13 protein-coding genes are annotated in these 15,605 nt (G+C 66.6%); 7 read left to right on the plus strand and 6 right to left on the minus strand.

Annotated elements, in window-relative coordinates:
* Positions 1 to 3 precede the first annotated feature (3 nt).
* The 3 genes from IB232_RS04710 to IB232_RS04720 all read right to left on the minus strand — a co-directional run bounded on the left by IB232_RS04710 (position 4) and on the right by IB232_RS04720 (position 6,559).
* Complete coding sequence (locus tag IB232_RS04710; protein ID WP_192397394.1) at positions 4 to 1,587, minus strand: response regulator; 1,584 nt, start codon at positions 1,585 to 1,587, stop codon at positions 4 to 6.
* A 28-nt stretch (positions 1,588 to 1,615) separates the two neighbouring features.
* A complete protein-coding gene (locus IB232_RS04715; RefSeq protein ID WP_192397395.1) occupies positions 1,616 to 2,764 on the minus strand; it encodes a two-component system response regulator in 1,149 nt (382 codons plus the stop codon).
* Between the two features lie 105 nt (positions 2,765 to 2,869).
* The gene (locus tag IB232_RS04720; protein WP_192397396.1) at positions 2,870 to 6,559 is read right to left on the minus strand and encodes a PAS domain-containing hybrid sensor histidine kinase/response regulator; all 3,690 of its coding nucleotides are present in this window, start codon (positions 6,557 to 6,559) and stop codon (positions 2,870 to 2,872) included.
* A 405-nt stretch (positions 6,560 to 6,964) separates the two neighbouring features.
* On the opposite strand from IB232_RS04720, the gene phhA reads away from it, so the two are divergent.
* From phhA to IB232_RS04735, 3 genes are all read left to right on the plus strand, one after another.
* Positions 6,965 to 7,750, plus strand: coding sequence for a phenylalanine 4-monooxygenase (gene phhA, locus IB232_RS04725; RefSeq protein ID WP_192397397.1), 786 nt, complete (start codon positions 6,965 to 6,967; stop codon positions 7,748 to 7,750).
* A 66-nt stretch (positions 7,751 to 7,816) separates the two neighbouring features.
* On the plus strand, positions 7,817 to 8,170 hold the full coding sequence (locus IB232_RS04730; RefSeq protein ID WP_192397398.1) for a 4a-hydroxytetrahydrobiopterin dehydratase: 354 nt from the start codon (positions 7,817 to 7,819) through the stop codon (positions 8,168 to 8,170).
* Complete coding sequence (locus tag IB232_RS04735) at positions 8,167 to 9,363, plus strand: amino acid aminotransferase (RefSeq protein ID WP_192397399.1); 1,197 nt, start codon at positions 8,167 to 8,169, stop codon at positions 9,361 to 9,363. The genes IB232_RS04730 and IB232_RS04735 overlap by 4 nt, the downstream gene beginning before the upstream one ends.
* Positions 9,364 to 9,484: 121 nt before the next feature.
* On the opposite strand, the gene IB232_RS04740 is transcribed toward IB232_RS04735, so the two are convergent.
* Genes IB232_RS04740 through selD form a run of 3 tightly spaced genes read right to left on the minus strand, consistent with a single transcriptional unit; the run spans position 9,485 to position 11,978 of the window.
* Positions 9,485 to 9,841 (minus strand): hypothetical protein, encoded by a 357-nt coding sequence (locus tag IB232_RS04740; protein WP_192397400.1) that lies wholly within the window; start codon positions 9,839 to 9,841, stop codon positions 9,485 to 9,487.
* Positions 9,838 to 10,944, minus strand: coding sequence for a tRNA 2-selenouridine(34) synthase MnmH (mnmH, locus tag IB232_RS04745; RefSeq protein ID WP_192397401.1), 1,107 nt, complete (start codon positions 10,942 to 10,944; stop codon positions 9,838 to 9,840). The genes IB232_RS04740 and mnmH overlap by 4 nt, the downstream gene beginning before the upstream one ends.
* Positions 10,944 to 11,978, minus strand: a complete 1,035-nt coding sequence (selD, locus tag IB232_RS04750) for a selenide, water dikinase SelD (protein WP_192397402.1) — start codon at positions 11,976 to 11,978, stop codon at positions 10,944 to 10,946. Before selD ends, mnmH begins: the two co-directional genes overlap by 1 nt.
* A 255-nt stretch (positions 11,979 to 12,233) precedes the next feature.
* Between selD and IB232_RS04755 the strand changes: the two genes are divergently transcribed.
* Genes IB232_RS04755 through phnE form a run of 4 tightly spaced genes read left to right on the plus strand, consistent with a single transcriptional unit; the run spans position 12,234 to position 15,464 of the window.
* Positions 12,234 to 13,085, plus strand: coding sequence for a putative selenate ABC transporter substrate-binding protein (locus IB232_RS04755; RefSeq protein WP_192397403.1), 852 nt, complete (start codon positions 12,234 to 12,236; stop codon positions 13,083 to 13,085).
* Positions 13,082 to 13,879: a phosphonate ABC transporter ATP-binding protein gene (locus IB232_RS04760; protein WP_192397404.1), complete on the plus strand. Its 798-nt coding sequence runs from the start codon at positions 13,082 to 13,084 to the stop codon at positions 13,877 to 13,879. The genes IB232_RS04755 and IB232_RS04760 overlap by 4 nt, the downstream gene beginning before the upstream one ends.
* Complete coding sequence (locus IB232_RS04765; protein WP_192397405.1) at positions 13,873 to 14,700, plus strand: PhnE/PtxC family ABC transporter permease; 828 nt, start codon at positions 13,873 to 13,875, stop codon at positions 14,698 to 14,700. Before IB232_RS04760 ends, IB232_RS04765 begins: the two co-directional genes overlap by 7 nt.
* The gene (gene phnE, locus IB232_RS04770; protein ID WP_192397406.1) at positions 14,697 to 15,464 is read left to right on the plus strand and encodes a phosphonate ABC transporter, permease protein PhnE; all 768 of its coding nucleotides are present in this window, start codon (positions 14,697 to 14,699) and stop codon (positions 15,462 to 15,464) included. The genes IB232_RS04765 and phnE overlap by 4 nt, the downstream gene beginning before the upstream one ends.
* Positions 15,465 to 15,605: the final 141 nt, after the last annotated feature.

The following is a 15,605-nucleotide window of genomic DNA, read 5'->3' on the forward strand; positions in this document are numbered from 1 at the left end:
GCCTCAGGCGCTGCGCACGGCAGCCTGGCCGTCGAGCAGCGTGGCGCAAGGCAATGTCAGCAGCAGGCAGGTGGTGTTGCGACTGTCGTCCACCTGCAGTTCCAGGGTGCCGCCCTGGGCCTGCGCCAGCGTCTTCGCCGAATAAGTCCCCAGGCCGGTGCCACCCTGCTTGCCGTGGCTGCTGTATTTGTCGAAGAACACCGAACGGAAGCCCTCCGGCACCGCCGGCTGGTTCTCCATGCGCAGGCTCAGGCGCTCGCCCAGCTCCAGCTGGAGGCGCACGCGGGTACGCTCCGGCGCCGCCTCGCAGGCATTCTTCAGCAGGTTACCGAGCAGCGAATAGCACAGCGTGGCATCGCCCCAGGCCAGCAACGGGGTGTCCTGCACGTTGTCCGGCAGGCACAGCTCGATCACCAGTTCCTTGGCCTGGTACGTGCTGCGCGCGCCCTCCACCAGCCGGCCGAGCATGGTCGCCAGCTCCACCTCCACCGGTTGCAGCACGAAACGGCCGGTCTCGATGCGGTACAGCTGCGCTGACAGGTTGACCAGGTCGAGCAGCTGCTGGCCGCCCTCCTCCAGCAGATTGACCATGCGCCGCTGCCCGGGCAGCAGGTTGCCGCCGTCGAGCAGGCCACGGGCGAGGCCGAGCATGGCGCTGACCGGCGCCTTCAGGTCATGCCGGCCGATCTGCTCGATCTCCTCGCGCAGGCGCGCCAGCTCCAGCAGGTCGTCGTATTCGGCCTGGGTCCGCCGGTGCCGCTCGACATGGGTGAGCAGGTTGCCGACCTGGCGCTGCAGCAGCTGCGGCTCGATCGGCTTGTGCACGAAGTCCACCGCGCCCAGCTCTAGGCCACGCTCGCGGGCCTCCGGCTCGGTCATGGCGGTGATGAAGATCAGCGGGATATGGCTGGCCCGCGGGTGGCTGCGCAGCCGCCCGGCCAGCTCGAAGCCGTCCATGTCCGGCATCATCACGTCGAGCAGGATCAGGTCCGGCGGGTCATCCGAGGTACAGATGGCCAGAGCTGCCTCGCCGCTGTTGGCCAGGCGCACCCGGTAGTCGCGCATGAACAGGCCGGAGACCAGCCGCAGATTGTCCGGCATGTCGTCCACCACCAGCAGGGTGGCGCGCTTGTGCTTCTGCTTGGCCGCCGGGGTCGCCTCGGTCCTGCTCGCCAGCACAGCCTGGGCCTGCGGCAGAATCCGCGGTTTGTGGCGCATGGCCCGCGCCAGATGCTGGGCCAGGTGCTGCGTGTTGTAAGGCTTGACCAGGATGCTGCTGACACCGTTGGCGATCAACTGGCGGACCTGCTCTCGCTCGCAATCGGCGGTGATCATGATGAATGGCAGGTGTGCCAGACGCTCGTCACCGCGCACCTTGAGTAGCAGCTCGAATCCCGTCATCACCGGCATATTCCAGTCGCAGAGGATTACGTCCACCCGACGTGACTCCAGAATCCGCAAGGCCTCCAGACCATTGTTGGCCAGCAGTATCTGGCGCGCGCCCAGCGAGCTCAGCTGGTTGCTGTTGATCCTGCGCATGGAGTCCATGTCATCGACGACAAGGAATACGGTTTGCTCGGTAATCATCAATTGCCTCCCACGATGGCGGCCGGGCTCAAGCCGTCTTCGCCAGCTCCACATTCATCTGCTGGACCTTGGCCTGCAGGCTTTCGTCGGTATCGGCATAGCGCCGCGCAATGTCCCGGAACTCCTCCTCCAAGCTCAGGAAGGCCTCCACCACAGCCGGGTCGAAGTGACTGCCGCAACCCTCGCGAATGATCGCCACGGCCTTCTCGTGGGGCATCTCCGGTTTGTACACACGACGGCTGATCACCGCGTCGTACACGTCGGCGATGGCCATCAATCGGGCGCTGAGGGGGATCGCCTCGCCGTGCAGGCCTTGGGGATAGCCGCTGCCATCCCATTTCTCGTGGTGGCACAGGGCGATTTCCTTGGCGATGCGCAGGAACGGCACCGGCGCGCCGAGCATTTCCTCGGCCTTCAGCAGGGCCTGATGCCCCATACGCGGGTGCTGCTTCATCACCTCGAACTCGTGGGGCTCGAAGCGCCCCGGCTTGAGCAGGATATGGTCGGGGATGCCGACCTTGCCGATGTCGTGCAACGGCGCCGACTTGTACAGCAGCTCGATGGCCTGGTCGTCCAGCTGGGCGGCGAAGCGCGGCTGCTCGCGCAGCTTCAGGGCCAGCGTGCGGACATAGTTCTGTGTGCGGCGTAGATGGTTGCCGGTCTCGTTGTCGCGAGTCTCGGCCAGCGAGGCCAGGGCCAGAATGGTGACGTCGTGCACCGCCTGCAGTTCATGGGTGCGCTGCTCCACTTCCCGGTCAAGCTCGGCGTTGCGCGCACGCAGCTGGTCGGCAGCGGCCTTCAGACGCAGCTGGCTGCGCACCCGCGCCAGCAGCACGGTGGGCTCGAAGGGCTTGCCCAGATAATCAGTGGCGCCCAGCTCCAGGCCGTGGCTCTCGTCCTCGGCCTGGTCCTTGGCGGTGAGGAAGAGGATCGGCGTGTCGACGGTGCGCGGATCCTCCTTCAGGCGGCGGCACACCTCATAGCCGTCCATGTCCGGCATCATCACATCCAGCAGTATCAGGTCCGGCGGACTGCGTCGCGCAATCTGCAGTGCCTTCTCGCCACCCGAGGCCACCCGCAGGTGATAGTGCGGGCGCAGCAGCTCGCTCATCAGCAGCAGGTTCTCGGGGACATCATCGACCACCAGCAGGGTGGCCTTGCGTTCGTTGCTGTTCATGTCGTCACCTCACATCGGTGCACAGGTTGGATGTCGCCATTGAGGCACGTTGCCTGCCGTGCCGCTCTGAATTGCCCTGAATCGCGCTGAAATCCTCTGAAACCCTCATGCAGCTGCCTCCGCCAGACTGCCGACGGCCTCATCCAGGCAGGCCTGCGCCAGGTCGAAGTCGAATGCCTGCAGCGCCGCCGACAGGCGTGGGGCCTGTGTCGGGAAGGCTGCACGCAGCAGCGGGCCGTGCTCGGCGAAACAGCCCAGGGCCTCGGCGTCGCAATCCGCCAGCAACTCGTGGAGCTGCTCGCAGACTTGTCGCAGCAGCGTCTCGTCGACCTCGGCGGCGACTTCGACGACGGGCTCCTGCAGCTGGCGCAGGCAGTGCAGCAGTGGCAGCAGTTCGCCTGCCAGCGCCTGAATCAGCGACGTGCAGACGGAAGCATCGCCACCCTGGCGCAGCTGTTGCTCCAAGTCCGCCGCGGCACGTGCTACAGCATTTGCGCCGAGAGTGGCGGCGACGCCCTTGCAGCCATGGGCCAGGCGCTCGGCGGTGGCCAGCTCGCCGCCATCCAGGGCCTCGTCCAGCCGCTCCAGCAGCCTCTCCTGGCTGACCAGAAACTGCTCGAGCAATTGCCGATACAGCACCTCGTTACCGAGCACCCGGCGCAGGCCGGCGGCCACGTCCACGCCGTCCAACTGCAGGGTCTGCAGCGGCTCGGAGGCCTGCGGTTGGTGGAAGCCATCGCCGAGCCAGCGCTGCAGTACGCCGTGCAGGGTCTGCGGCTCGAAGGGCTTGCTGATGAAGTCGTTCATGCCGGAGGCCTGGCAGGCTTCACGATCCTCGCGCATGGCATTTGCGGTCATCGCCACCACCGGCAGCTCGGCCAGTTGCGGGCGCAGACGTAGCTCGCGGGTGGCGGCCAGGCCGTCCAGCACCGGCATCTGCATGTCCATGAACACCAGGTCATAGCGCCGCTCTTCGAGCTTATCCAGGGCCTCGCGACCGTTGCCGGCGATATCGACCTGGCAACCCATGGCACGCAGCAGCTCCGCGGCCACCTGCTGGTTCAGCTCGTTGTCCTCTACCAGCAGCACCTGGCCGCCCAACACCTGGCTGCGGCCCAGGACCACTTCGGCACTGGGTTGCTCGTGCAGCGGCGCATGGGCCAGCTGCATCCGCGCGGAAAAGCTGAAGGTACTTCCCTCGCCAAGCACGCTACGCACGGCCACGTCGCCGCCCATCAGCAGCGCCAGTTGCTTGGCGATGGCCAGGCCGAGGCCGGTGCCGCCGTATCGGCGGGTGGTCGAGGCATCCGCCTGCTGGAAGCTGGCGAACAGCTTGGCGCACTGCTGCTCGCTGAGGCCGATGCCGGTGTCGCTGACGGCGAACTCCAGGCACAGCTCATCTCCACGCGCTTCGCGCAGCGCCACCGAAACCCCGATATGACCGCGCTCGGTGAACTTGACCGCGTTGCTCAGGTAGTTGAGCAGCACCTGACGCAGGCGCAGCGGGTCGCCGTGCAGCTGGTCCGGCACCTGCGCCGCCACTTCCACGCTCAACGCCAGACCCTTGCCGTGGATGCGCTCCTGCAGCAGGTCGGTGGTCTCGCGCAGCAGGCGCTGCAGGCTGAAGTCCTGGGTGTCGAGCTGCAGCTTGCCGGCCTCGATCTTGGAGAAGTCGAGGATATCGTCGAGCACCCCGAGCAAGTGGCGGCTGGAGCTCTTCACCTTGTCCAAGTAGTCGCGCTGGCGCTCGTCCAGCTCGGTGGCCATGACCAGGTGGGTCATGCCGATGATGGCGTTCATCGGCGTGCGGATCTCATGGCTCATGTTGGCCAGGAACTCGGCCTTGACCTTGGCCGCCTGCTCGGCCAGTTCGCGGGCCTCGCGCATGTCCCTAACCGCAGCACGCTGCAGCGAGACGTCCTGAACGACCCAGATCGAGCCATGGGAAAGGTCGCCCGGTATCACCGCCCGCGCGCTGACCGCGCCCCAGAACAGACTGCCGTCCTTGCGTCGCAGGTGTAGCTCGCGGCGGTAGGTTTCACCCTCATGCAGCAGACGGCGGATCTCGGAAACGCTGTCCGGCAGCGTGCTGGCTTCGAGCCAGATGATCGGCGACTGTCCCAGCAGCTCGCCCTCGGCGTAGCCGAACACTTCGTGCAGGCTTGAGTTGGCCTGCACGATGACCTCGCCATTGATGAAGGCGATGCCATTGGGCGCGGCCATGAGAATCGCCCGCTGCTGCTCGTGGGCCAGTTGCAGCCCGCGTTCATGCTGTTTGCGCAGGCTGAGGTCGCGGATCACCACGCACAGCGACAAGCTATCGTCGCCCAGCGACGGCAGTGCCGACAGACGTACTTCCACGGGGAATTCGCTGCCATCGCGGCGTCGGGCCACGCCCTCGCCCATATGGATAGTATCGGGGGCAGCATGGAATGCGCGCAGCAGTTCCACGAAGGGCTCGCGCCACCCGTCCGGTAGCAATTGGCGGAAGCGCACTCCAAGCATGCCGCCTAGGGGATAGCCGAAAATGCGCTCGCTCTCCAGGTTGGCCAGCACTATCCGGCCCGGCTCGTCGAACACCAGCATGCAGTCCGGCGCCGCCTCGACTATGCCGCGGAACCAGCGCTCGGTGGCCGCCAAGGCGCCCTGCTGGGACTCCAGCTGGCTTGCCTGCTCGCACGCCTGGTGCAGCAGCTCCAGCTTGTACTCTCGCTGCAGCAGCAGGCCCCACCAGGCGCAGATGGGCTCGTGCATGGCATCCAGCAACTCCAGCTGGCGAGCGTCCGGCAGCTGATTCAGGTGAATGTCGATCACGCCCTGCTGCTGACCGTCGAGCAGCAGCGGCAGGCGGAAATGTCGGCCGCCGCCAACGTGCGGTACATCAAACTCCTGCTCATGGAAATCGATGTCGGCGTCCGGCAGCCACTGGTGCAGCAGTTCGCTGAGGCAGGCGACGAACGCCTCACGATCCGAGCAGGACTGCAGCTCGAGAGCCAGTTCACCCAGCCGATCCTTGGCCCACTGCTGGGACAGGATCTGCTGGTTGACCTGTCGATAGGCGTCCAGCGCGACGGCCAGGGAACCTAGCTCGTCGCCCGAACGGCAGTATGCCAGCGGGCCGGTGTCTTCCCCGGCCTGCAGGCGGCGGGTCTGTTCGGTGAGCAAGCGCAGAGGCACAAGCAGGCGGCGACGCAGAAACAGCATGACGACCAACGCCACATAGATCACCGCGCAGCCCAGCATCACCGCCGCCAGGGCCTGACTATTGACGGCCCGCTCGTTGGCCTCGAGTACTTGCAGGTTTTTCCGCGTATAGACCCGCTCGCTGAAGTCCTCCAGCAGCGAGGCAAGTTCCTGCTCGCTGTAAACGTAGTCCTCCTGCTCCAGGCGCGGACGGCTGTCGGGAAGCTGTCTTTGGGCGATGACTCGCTGCTCGATGGATACCTGAAAATCGTTCATTTCAGCGGCTTGCCTCAGCAAGCGCAGCTCCAGAGGCAAAAGCTGCTTCGTCCGCAACTCCTCGAGTGCCTTGCCGAAATCGTTGGCTTCTCGGATCTGACGATAATGCTCGAGATAGGCCTCGTCTCCCGAGTTCATGTACATACGGGCGAACTGGCTCAGCTGGCGACTGCCAGTGAACAGCCGCGAGGTCAGCATGGTGATCTCGAAGCGTTGCTGGGTCAGGGACAGGCTTTGCTGGTAATGCTGGCCAGCCTGCCAGACGCTGGCCAGACTCAGGCTGCCAATAACCAGCATGCCAGCCGCCAGCCATTTGCTGAGTCGATCGAGGCTCATGGGTCGTTCCTCAGGTGATGGAGCGGAGCGCCGAATCCGACTCTCCCGTTGCCAGGATTGAGTCACGGGCGCCGCGGGGGCGCTCTGAAATCCCCTGAAAAGTCCTGAATGAGCCGCTGAAATGTGCTGAGAGGCCCGTGCCATGGGCATCGCAGATTTTTCTGGTAAGCGCCGATCTTTCGCATCGCCAGCGCAGATAGATGTCAAGAAAACGCTACAGACACTCATGACAAAGCGACCACGCTCATTGGTCTCGCCGCATCCGTAAGCATTTTTTTACGAGTCGACGACTCGGATGACTGCCCGCACCCGTCGCAGCCGCTACAACCGCCCGCGCCCCTGGGTTACTCCTAGGGCAACACAACAACACTCCGCGGCATGCACCGCAGATGAGGAGGCGAGGCGATGAAAACCACGCAGTACGTGGCCCGGCAACCGGACGAACAGGGCTTCATCCACTATTCGGACACCGAGCATCAGGTGTGGAACACCCTGATCACCCGGCAGATGAAGGTGCTGGAGGGCCGCGCCTGCCAGGAGTACTTCGATGGCATCGAACAGCTCGGCCTGCCGCATGACCGTATTCCTCAGCTCGGCGAGATCAACAAGGTGCTCGGCGCCACCACCGGCTGGAGCGTGGCCCAGGTGCCGGCGCTGATTCCCTTCCAGACCTTCTTCGAGCTGCTCGCCAGCAAGCGCTTCCCGGTGGCCACCTTCATCCGTACCCCGGAAGAGCTGGACTACCTGCAGGAACCGGACATCTTCCACGAGATCTTCGGCCACTGCCCGCTACTGACCAACCCCTGGTTCGCCGAATTCACCCACACCTACGGCAAGCTCGGCCTGGCCGCCAGCAAGGAGCAGCGCGTGTACCTGGCGCGGCTGTACTGGATGACCATCGAGTTCGGCCTGGTCGACACGCCCCAGGGCCGGCGCATCTACGGCGGCGGCATCCTCTCCTCGCCGAAGGAGACGGTCTACAGCCTGTCCGGCGAGCCCGAGCACCAGATGTTCGACCCGCTGGAGGCGATGCGCACGCCCTATCGCATCGACATCCTGCAGCCGCTGTACTTCGTCCTGCCCCAGCTCAAGAGCCTGTTCGAGCTGGCCCATCAGGACATCATGGGCATGGTGCAACGGGCCACCGCGCTGGGCCTGCACGCACCGAAGTTTCCGCCCAAGGCCGCGTGAGCCGGCGGAACCCGTCCTAAGCTTGCAACCTCTACGTTAAAACACCCTTTGCTCCAGGAGCCCAGAATGTCCCTCGCCCAAGCCCAATGCGAAGCCTGCCGCGCCGACGCGCCCCACGTCTCCGACGAGGAGCTGGCCACGCTGATCCGCGAGATCCCGGACTGGAACATCGAAACCCGCGACGGCCACATGGAGCTGGAGCGCGTCTACCTGTTCAAGAACTTCCGCCACGCCCTCGCCTTCACCAACGCGGTGGGCGCCATCGCCGAGGAAGTCGGCCATCACCCGGCCCTGCTCACCGAATGGGGCAAGGTCACCGTCACCTGGTGGAGCCACGAGATGAAAGGCCTGCACCGCAACGACTTCATCATGGCCGCCCGCACCGACGTGTTGGCCGCCAGCGCCGAGGGCCGCAAGTGAGCCACTTCGCCGCCATCGACCGGGTACCGGGCGATCCCATCCTCGGCCTGCTCGACGCCTATCGCGTCGACAGCAACCCGGCCAAGCTGGACCTGGGCGTGGGCGTGTACAAGGACGCCCTCGGCATCACCCCGATCCCCTACGCGGTGAAGCTGGCCGAGCGGCAGCTGGTGGAACACGAACCGACCAAGAGCTACATCGGCGGCCACGGCGACGCGGCCTTCGGCGAGCAGCTGCTGCGTCTGGTGCTGGGCGCGGACAACGCACTGCTGAGCGCTGGCCTGGCCGGCGCCACCCAGACTCCGGGCGGCACCGGTGCCCTGCGCCTGGCCGGCGACTTCATCGCCGCCAACCTGCCGGGCCGTGGCGTCTGGCTGAGCGCGCCGACCTGGCCGATCCACGAAAGCATCTTCGCCACCTGCGGCCTGCGGGTGGAGCATTACCCCTACGTCGGCGCCGACAATCGCCTGGACGTGGAAGCCATGCTCGACGCCCTGCAACGAGTGCCGGCCGGCGATGTGGTGCTGCTGCACGCCTGCTGCCACAACCCCACCGGCTTCGACCTCGGCCCGCGCGACTGGAAACGCGTGCTGGAAGTGGTCAAGGCCCGCGAACTGCTCCCGCTGATCGACTTCGCCTACCAAGGCTTCGGCGACGGCCTGGAGCAGGACGCCTGGGCCGTGCGCCTGTTCGCCGCCGAGCTGCCGGAACTGCTGATCACCAGTTCCTGCTCGAAGAACTTCGGCCTGTATCGCGAGCGTACCGGTGCGCTGATCGTGCGCGCGGACAACGTCGAGAAGCTGATCGACATCCGCAGCCAGCTGGCCTTCCTCGCCCGCAACCTGTGGTCCACCCCACCGGCCCATGGTGCTGCGGTGGTCGCCACCATCCTTGCCGATCAGGAGCTGCGCCGGCTGTGGGCCGAGGAAGTGGAAGCCATGCGCCTGCGCATCGCCAATCTGCGCAGCGGTCTGGTGACCGCACTGGCGCCGCACGGCCTGGCCGAACACTTCGCCCACATCGCCATGCAGCGCGGCATGTTCTCCTACACCGGCCTTACGGCCTCCCAGGTGCAGCGTCTGCGCCAGGAGTTCAGCGTGTACCTGGTCAGCAGCGGCCGCGCCAACGTGGCGGGCATGAGCGAACGGCGCCTGGACTACCTGGCAGAGGCCATCGCGCGAGTCTGCGGCTAAGCCGCTTTCCTAGCCCGGATGCAATCCGGGGTTGCTTGGCTCGTGCTTCCCCGGATTGCATCCGGGCTATGAGCTGAACGAAAACGCCGCCCGAGGGCGGCGTTTTTCTTGCCGATCGCGATCAGTCCAGCTGGTCGTCGCGAATCAGCACATAGCTGCGGTCGGCCTGGTCGTAGACGTAATACATCTCCACCTTCATGCCGCGCACGACCGCCACGTAGTCGCCGGGCTCGGCAACGAACCAGTCGTTGCTGTCGGCCTTGGCCGGACTCTCGATCTGCGCGGTGAAGAACAGTGCCGGATCGCTGCCATCGAAATAGTCCTCGCGCTCGGCGGCGTCCCACTCGGCCGGGGCCGCGAAGGCGCCCTCGAACAGCACATGGCCGTCGCCCAGCTCCAGTTCCTCGGCATCCGGATCGTTCTCGTCCGGGCGATACAGGGTGCAGTCCAGGGCGTCCGGATGGTCTTTAAGTTTCATGTCTTGCTCCGTTGTGCGCGCTGGCGCAGATAGTCCAGTACGGCCGACTGTTCGCCGGCGAATTCGATGCGCGCGGACTTGCTCTCGCGCTGATAGACGTACATTGGGTCGTAGTACTCGTTCAGCAGGCCCTCGATCCAGCCGCGGTGCAACTCCACCGCGCCGTTGCGCGCCTGCTCGTCCAGCGCCTGCTGCAGGAGGTCGCGCAGCCGCGCATGGCGCTCGCCGCCCAGGCGCTTCTGGATATTGTCCATGCTCTGCAGCATGCGCGCGGCGAACAGGGCGAAACCCTGCTCTTCGCCGTGCACGGCAAGGAACTCGGCGGAGAGACCGATCACGTAGTCCTTGAGGATGCGCTCGACACGCCCCTCGACGCTGTCCTCCAGCCAAACCATGGGGTAGTGCTGCATGCCCTGATGCAAGGACAGCGGCAGCGAGCAGGTGCCGATCAGGCGGCTCTCGTCCTCCAGCACGAATTGCTGCTGGCCGCGCGCGCGGCGCTTGAGCAGGTCCACGGCCAGCCGGTTCTCGAAGTCGATCTGCGACGGCTGGCCGGTAGCGCGCTTGCCGAAGCTGGAGCCGCGGTGATTGGCGTGGCCTTCCAGGTCAATGCTGTTGTCCAGGGCGGCCACCACCTCGGTCTTGCCGGTACCGGTCATGCCGCCGACGATGACGAAGTCGCACTCGGCCACGGCGCTGTCCAGCGTCTCGATCAGGAAGGTACGCATGGCCTTGTAGCCACCGATCACCCGGGGGTATTCGACGCCGGCCTCCGCAAGCCACTGCTGGACGATCTGCGAGCGCAGGCCGCCGCGGAAGCAGTACAGGTAGCCGTTCGGGTTGGCCTTGGCGAACGCGGCCCAGGCCTCGACCCGCTCGGCCTTGATCTTGCCCGAGACCAACTGGTGGCCCAGTTCGATGGCCGCCTGCTGGCCGTGCTGCTTGTAGCAGGTGCCGACCTTCTGCCGCTCGATATCGGTCATCAACGGCAGGCTGACGGTGTGCGGGAAGGCGCCCTTGGTGTATTCCACCGGGGCGCGCATATCCATCATCGGCACGTCGTCGAGGAACAGTTGGCGGTAGTCGGTGGTGTTGTCGCGCATCACAGCACCTCTACCGCGTGACGCTGTCGCTCGACCAGCTGGCCGATGGGCGTCAGCTGCAGGCCCAGCTCGGCGGCCACGGCGAGGAACTCGGCCTCACCCTCCGGCGCCACGGCCACCAGCAGGCCGCCACTGGTCTGCGGATCGCACAGCAGGTGCTGCTGCGCCTCGGAAATCGGCGCGATCTTCTCGCCGTAGCTGTCGAAGTTGCGCAGGGTGCCGCCAGGCACGCAGCCCTCGGCCAGGTAGTAATCCACGCCCGGCAGGCGCGGCACGGCGGCGTAGTCCAACTGTGCTGTGAGATTGGCGCCGTCGGCCATCTCCACCAGGTGGCCGAGCAGGCCGAAGCCGGTGACGTCGGTCATGGCGCGCACGCCGGCCAGCTTGCCGAAGCGGCTGCCAGGCTTGTTCAGGGTGCACATCCAGTCACGCGCCAGGCCCACGTCCTGCTCGCGCAGCTTGGCCTTCTTCTCGGCGGTGGTGAGGATGCCGATGCCCAGCGGCTTGGTCAGGTACAGCCGGCAGCCGGCGCTGGCGGTGTCGTTGCGCTTCATATGCTTCTTCTCGACCACGCCGGTCACGGCCAGGCCGAAGATCGGCTCCGGCGCATCGATCGAGTGGCCGCCGGCCAGCGGAATGCCGGCGGCGTCGCACACGGCGCGACCGCCGCAGATCACTTCGCGGGCCACTTCGGCCGGTAGCAGGTTCACCGGCCAGCCGAGGATGGCGATGGCCATCAGCGGGTCACCGCCCATGGCGTAGATGTCGCTGATGGCGTTGGTCGCGGCGATGCGGCCGAAGTCGAATGGATCATCGACGATGGGCATGAAGAAGTCGGTGGTAGACACCACGCCGCGCTCCTCATCCAGCGCATAGACCGCTGCATCGTCCTTGGAAGCATTGCCGACCCAGAGTTTCGGATCGAGGTTCTGCGCGCCACTGCCGGCGAGGATCACTTCCAGCACCTTGGGGGATATCTTGCAGCCGCAGCCTGCACCGTGGCTGTACTGGGTCAAACGGATCGGCTCGCTCATCGACAACGCTCTCGGCAAATCGGAAAACAGGCCGCGGATTCTAGCAAAGCTGACCAGCCGCCAATCGCTCTCTATAATCGCGCAGCTTTCAACGAACCCTCGGGGGACTTGCGAGCGGCTGAAGGGCAAGGCGCCAGGAGCGCAGCAACCGGAGTGGGCTCGAGCCCATGAAGATTGCGAGCACCGCGCAACGCAGCCATTCTGTCGCGCAGCTGTCCCAACAAGCCTTTTCCGCTATTGAACCGGAGAATCCTTATGCTCAAGCGTACTCTGGCGCTCGCCGCCGGCTTTGCCCTGTCCCTTTCCGCCACCCTGAGTCACGCCGCCGACGTGCTGAAGGTCAGCGCCATCCCCGACGAGGCCCCCACCGAGCTGCTGCGCAAGTTCAAGCCACTGGGCGAGTACCTGGAGCAGCAATTGAGCATGAAGGTCGAGTTCGTTCCGGTCGCCGACTACCCGGCGGTGGTCGAGGCCCTGGCCACCGACCGTCTGGACCTGGCCTGGCTCGGCGGCTTCACCTTCGTCCAGGTGCGCCTGAAGACCGGCAACGCCATCCCGCTGGTGCAGCGCGAGCAGGATGCGCAGTTCACCAGCAAGTTCATCACCGCCAACCCGGACGTGAAGTCGCTGGCCGACCTCAAGGGCAAGACCTTCGCCTTCGGCTCCATCTCCTCCACCTCCGGCAGTCTGATGCCGCGCTACTTCATGCTGAAAGACGGCATCAAGCCGGAAACCTACTTCAGCCGCATCGGCTTCTCCGGCGCGCATGACGCCACCGCCGCCTGGGTGCAGGCCGGCAAGGTCGACGGCGGCGTGCTCAACGCCAGCGTGTGGGACAAGCTGGTCGCCGCCGGCAAGGTCGACACCAATAAGGTGAAAGTCTTCGCCACCACCCCGGCCTACTACGACTACAACTGGACCGTACGTGGCACCCTCGACCCGGCCCTGGCCGAGAAGATCAAGCAGGCCTTCCTCGCCCTCGACCCGGCCAACCCGGAGCACAAGGCGATCCTCGATCTGCAGGCCGCCAGCCGCTTCATCGAGACCAAGCCGGAGAACTACAAGGGCATCGAGGACGCCGCCCGCGCCGCCGATCTGCTGAAATGAGCCTGCGCCTCACCGGCGCTGACCTGCAGCACGGCAATGGGGTCCACGCCCTGCGCGACGTGGACCTGGCCATCGCGGCCGGCGAGCGAGTCGCCATCATCGGCCCGTCCGGCGCCGGCAAGTCCAGTCTGCTGACCCTGCTGGCCAGCGCCCTGCAACCCGGCGGCGGCAGCGTGGAGGTGCTGGGGAGCAATCCCTGGCAACTCTCCGCCAGCGCCCGCCAACGCCTGCGCGCACGCATCGGCCTGATCCACCAGGCGCCGCCGCTGCCACCGCGGCAGCGGGTGGTCACCGCCGTGCTGGCCGGCAAGCTCGGCCAGTGGGGCCTGGGCAGGAGCCTGCTCAACCTGCTGCATCCGGTCGACATTCCTGGCGCCAGGGACGTCCTCGCCCGCCTGGACCTGACCGACAAGCTGTTCGCCCAGTGCCAGCAGCTGTCCGGCGGCCAGCTGCAGCGCGTCGGCATCGCCCGCGCGCTGTACCAGGACCCCGAGCTGCTGCTGGCCGACGAGCCGGTGTCGGCCATGGACCCGGTGCTCGCCGACCACACCCTCAGCGTGCTGTGCCGGCATGCCGAGGCGCGCGGCGTGACCCTGGTCGCCAGCCTGCACGCGGTGGACCTGGCGCTGGCGCACTTCCCACGCATCATCGGCGTACGCGAGGGTCGCATCGCCTTCGACCGCCCGGCAGGCGAAGTCACCCAGGAGCTGCTCGATGCTCTCTACGCCAACGAGCAACTGGTCTCGCCGCAGGCACCGGCGGTGGCCCTGACCCTGCAGATTCCGCGATGCTGAGTGCGGACAGCCGCGACCCCGCTGCCCTGCCCCGCCTGCTGCTGACGGTGCTGGCCGTGGCATTACTGTGGCCGGGCATCCAGCTCGCCGAGCTCAAACCGGGCGTGCTGCTGCAGGCCGACAGCCAGAGCGAGATGGGCCGCTTCGTCGCCGCCTTCTGGCCGCCGGTGCACACCCCGGACTTCCTCCAGCTGCTGCTCGACGCCACCCTGCAGACCCTGGCGATCGCCACCGCTGGCATGGCCCTGGCGCTGCTGGTGGCGATTCCCGCCGGTCTGGCCGCCAGCCGCGCGCTGTCGCTGTCGGCGGCCTCGCGGGGTGGGCGGCCGAGTCCGCTGGGCCAGGCTCTGCGCTGGCCGGTACGCGGCCTGCTCATCTTCCTGCGCAGCGTGCCGGAGATCGTCTGGGCGCTGCTGTTCGTCCGCGCCGTCGGCCTCGGCCCCACCGCCGGGGTGCTGGCCATCGCCATCACCTACGCCGGCATGCTCGGTAAGGTCTACGCGGAAATCCTCGAGTCGGTCGACCAGCGCCCGATGCACGCCCTGCTGCAGGGCGGCAGCGGCCGGTTCGCCGCCTTCGTGTACGGCCTGCTGCCGAATGCCGCCGCCGAACTGACCTCCTACACCGTGTACCGCTGGGAATGCGCGATCCGCGCCTCGGTGGTGATGGGCTTCGTCGGCGCCGGCGGCCTGGGCCAGCAGATCGATCTGTCGCTGCGCATGTTCGCCGGCGGCGAGGTGGCCAGCATGCTACTGACCTTCCTCCTGCTGGTGCTGCTGGCCGACGCGCTGAGCCGCGTGCTGCGCGGGAGGCTGGCATGAACCGGCTGGTCAACCTCGCCCTGCTGTTGGCGATCCTCGCCGCTGTCGCGGCCTCTTTCGCCTATCTGGGCCTGGAGCTTGCCGCACTGGGGCAAACGGACAACCTGCGGCACATGGCCGATTACGCCGCGCGCTTCCTGCAGCCGGACCTTAGCGGCGGGCATCTGCTGGCCATTGGCCGTGGCGCGCTGGAGACCCTGGCCATGTCGGCCCTCGGCACGCTGCTCGCCGCCCTGCTCGGCCTGGTTCTGGCGTTGCCGGCGGCCGGCCGCTTCGGCGGTGTCGCCCAGGGCCTGGTGCGCCTGCTGCTCAACGGCCTGCGGGCGATTCCGGAACTGGTGTGGGCGGCGCTGATGGTGCTGGCCGCCGGCCTCGGCCCCAACGCCGGTACTTTGGCCCTGGCCCTGCATACGGCGGGCGTGCTGGGCCGATTGTTCGCCGAGGCGCTGGAGAACACGCCCACGGCACCGGCCGAGGCGATCCGCCTGCAGGGCGGCGGCCAAGTCGCCGCCTTCTGCTACGGCACCCTGCCCAACCTGTGGCCGCAGCTGCTGGCCTACACACTGTACCGTTGGGAAAACAACATTCGCATGGCCAGCGTGCTCGGCTTCGTCGGCGCCGGCGGCCTGGGGCAGATGCTCTACGTCAGCCTCAGCCTGTTCCAGGAGGCGCAGGCCAGCACGGTGATCCTGGCCATGCTGGTGCTGGTGTTCGCGGTGGATGCATTGAGTGGCTGGACGCGGCAGCGCTGGGTGCGGGCTTAACACCAGCGTATCCGGCGCGCGCTTACGGGCGTGGAGCTATTGGTGAGCTCTGCTGGTGGGCTGTCGCTTCGCTCCGAGACCACCCCACACCGCACCAAGCTGCCTGCTCGCTAGCCGGTAGTCCGGATGTAATACGGGGCA

The sequence above is a fragment of the Pseudomonas sp. PDM15 genome, from assembly GCF_014851565.1.
In the GTDB taxonomy this organism is placed as follows: Bacteria; Pseudomonadota; Gammaproteobacteria; order Pseudomonadales; family Pseudomonadaceae; genus Aquipseudomonas.

Coding starts and splice junctions, on each gene's coding strand:
- IB232_RS04710 (WP_192397394.1), bottom strand. CDS start 1,587: ATGATTACCGAGCAAACCGTATTCCTTGTCGTCGATGACATGGACTCC.
- IB232_RS04715 (WP_192397395.1), bottom strand. CDS start 2,764: ATGAACAGCAACGAACGCAAGGCCACCCTGCTGGTGGTCGATGATGTC.
- IB232_RS04720 (WP_192397396.1), bottom strand. CDS start 6,559: ATGAGCCTCGATCGACTCAGCAAATGGCTGGCGGCTGGCATGCTGGTT.
- phhA (WP_192397397.1), top strand. CDS start 6,965: ATGAAAACCACGCAGTACGTGGCCCGGCAACCGGACGAACAGGGCTTC.
- IB232_RS04730 (WP_192397398.1), top strand. CDS start 7,817: ATGTCCCTCGCCCAAGCCCAATGCGAAGCCTGCCGCGCCGACGCGCCC.
- IB232_RS04740 (WP_192397400.1), bottom strand. CDS start 9,841: ATGAAACTTAAAGACCATCCGGACGCCCTGGACTGCACCCTGTATCGC.
- mnmH (WP_192397401.1), bottom strand. CDS start 10,944: ATGCGCGACAACACCACCGACTACCGCCAACTGTTCCTCGACGACGTG.
- selD (WP_192397402.1), bottom strand. CDS start 11,978: ATGAGCGAGCCGATCCGTTTGACCCAGTACAGCCACGGTGCAGGCTGC.
- IB232_RS04755 (WP_192397403.1), top strand. CDS start 12,234: ATGCTCAAGCGTACTCTGGCGCTCGCCGCCGGCTTTGCCCTGTCCCTT.
- IB232_RS04760 (WP_192397404.1), top strand. CDS start 13,082: ATGAGCCTGCGCCTCACCGGCGCTGACCTGCAGCACGGCAATGGGGTC.
- IB232_RS04765 (WP_192397405.1), top strand. CDS start 13,873: ATGCTGAGTGCGGACAGCCGCGACCCCGCTGCCCTGCCCCGCCTGCTG.
- phnE (WP_192397406.1), top strand. CDS start 14,697: ATGAACCGGCTGGTCAACCTCGCCCTGCTGTTGGCGATCCTCGCCGCT.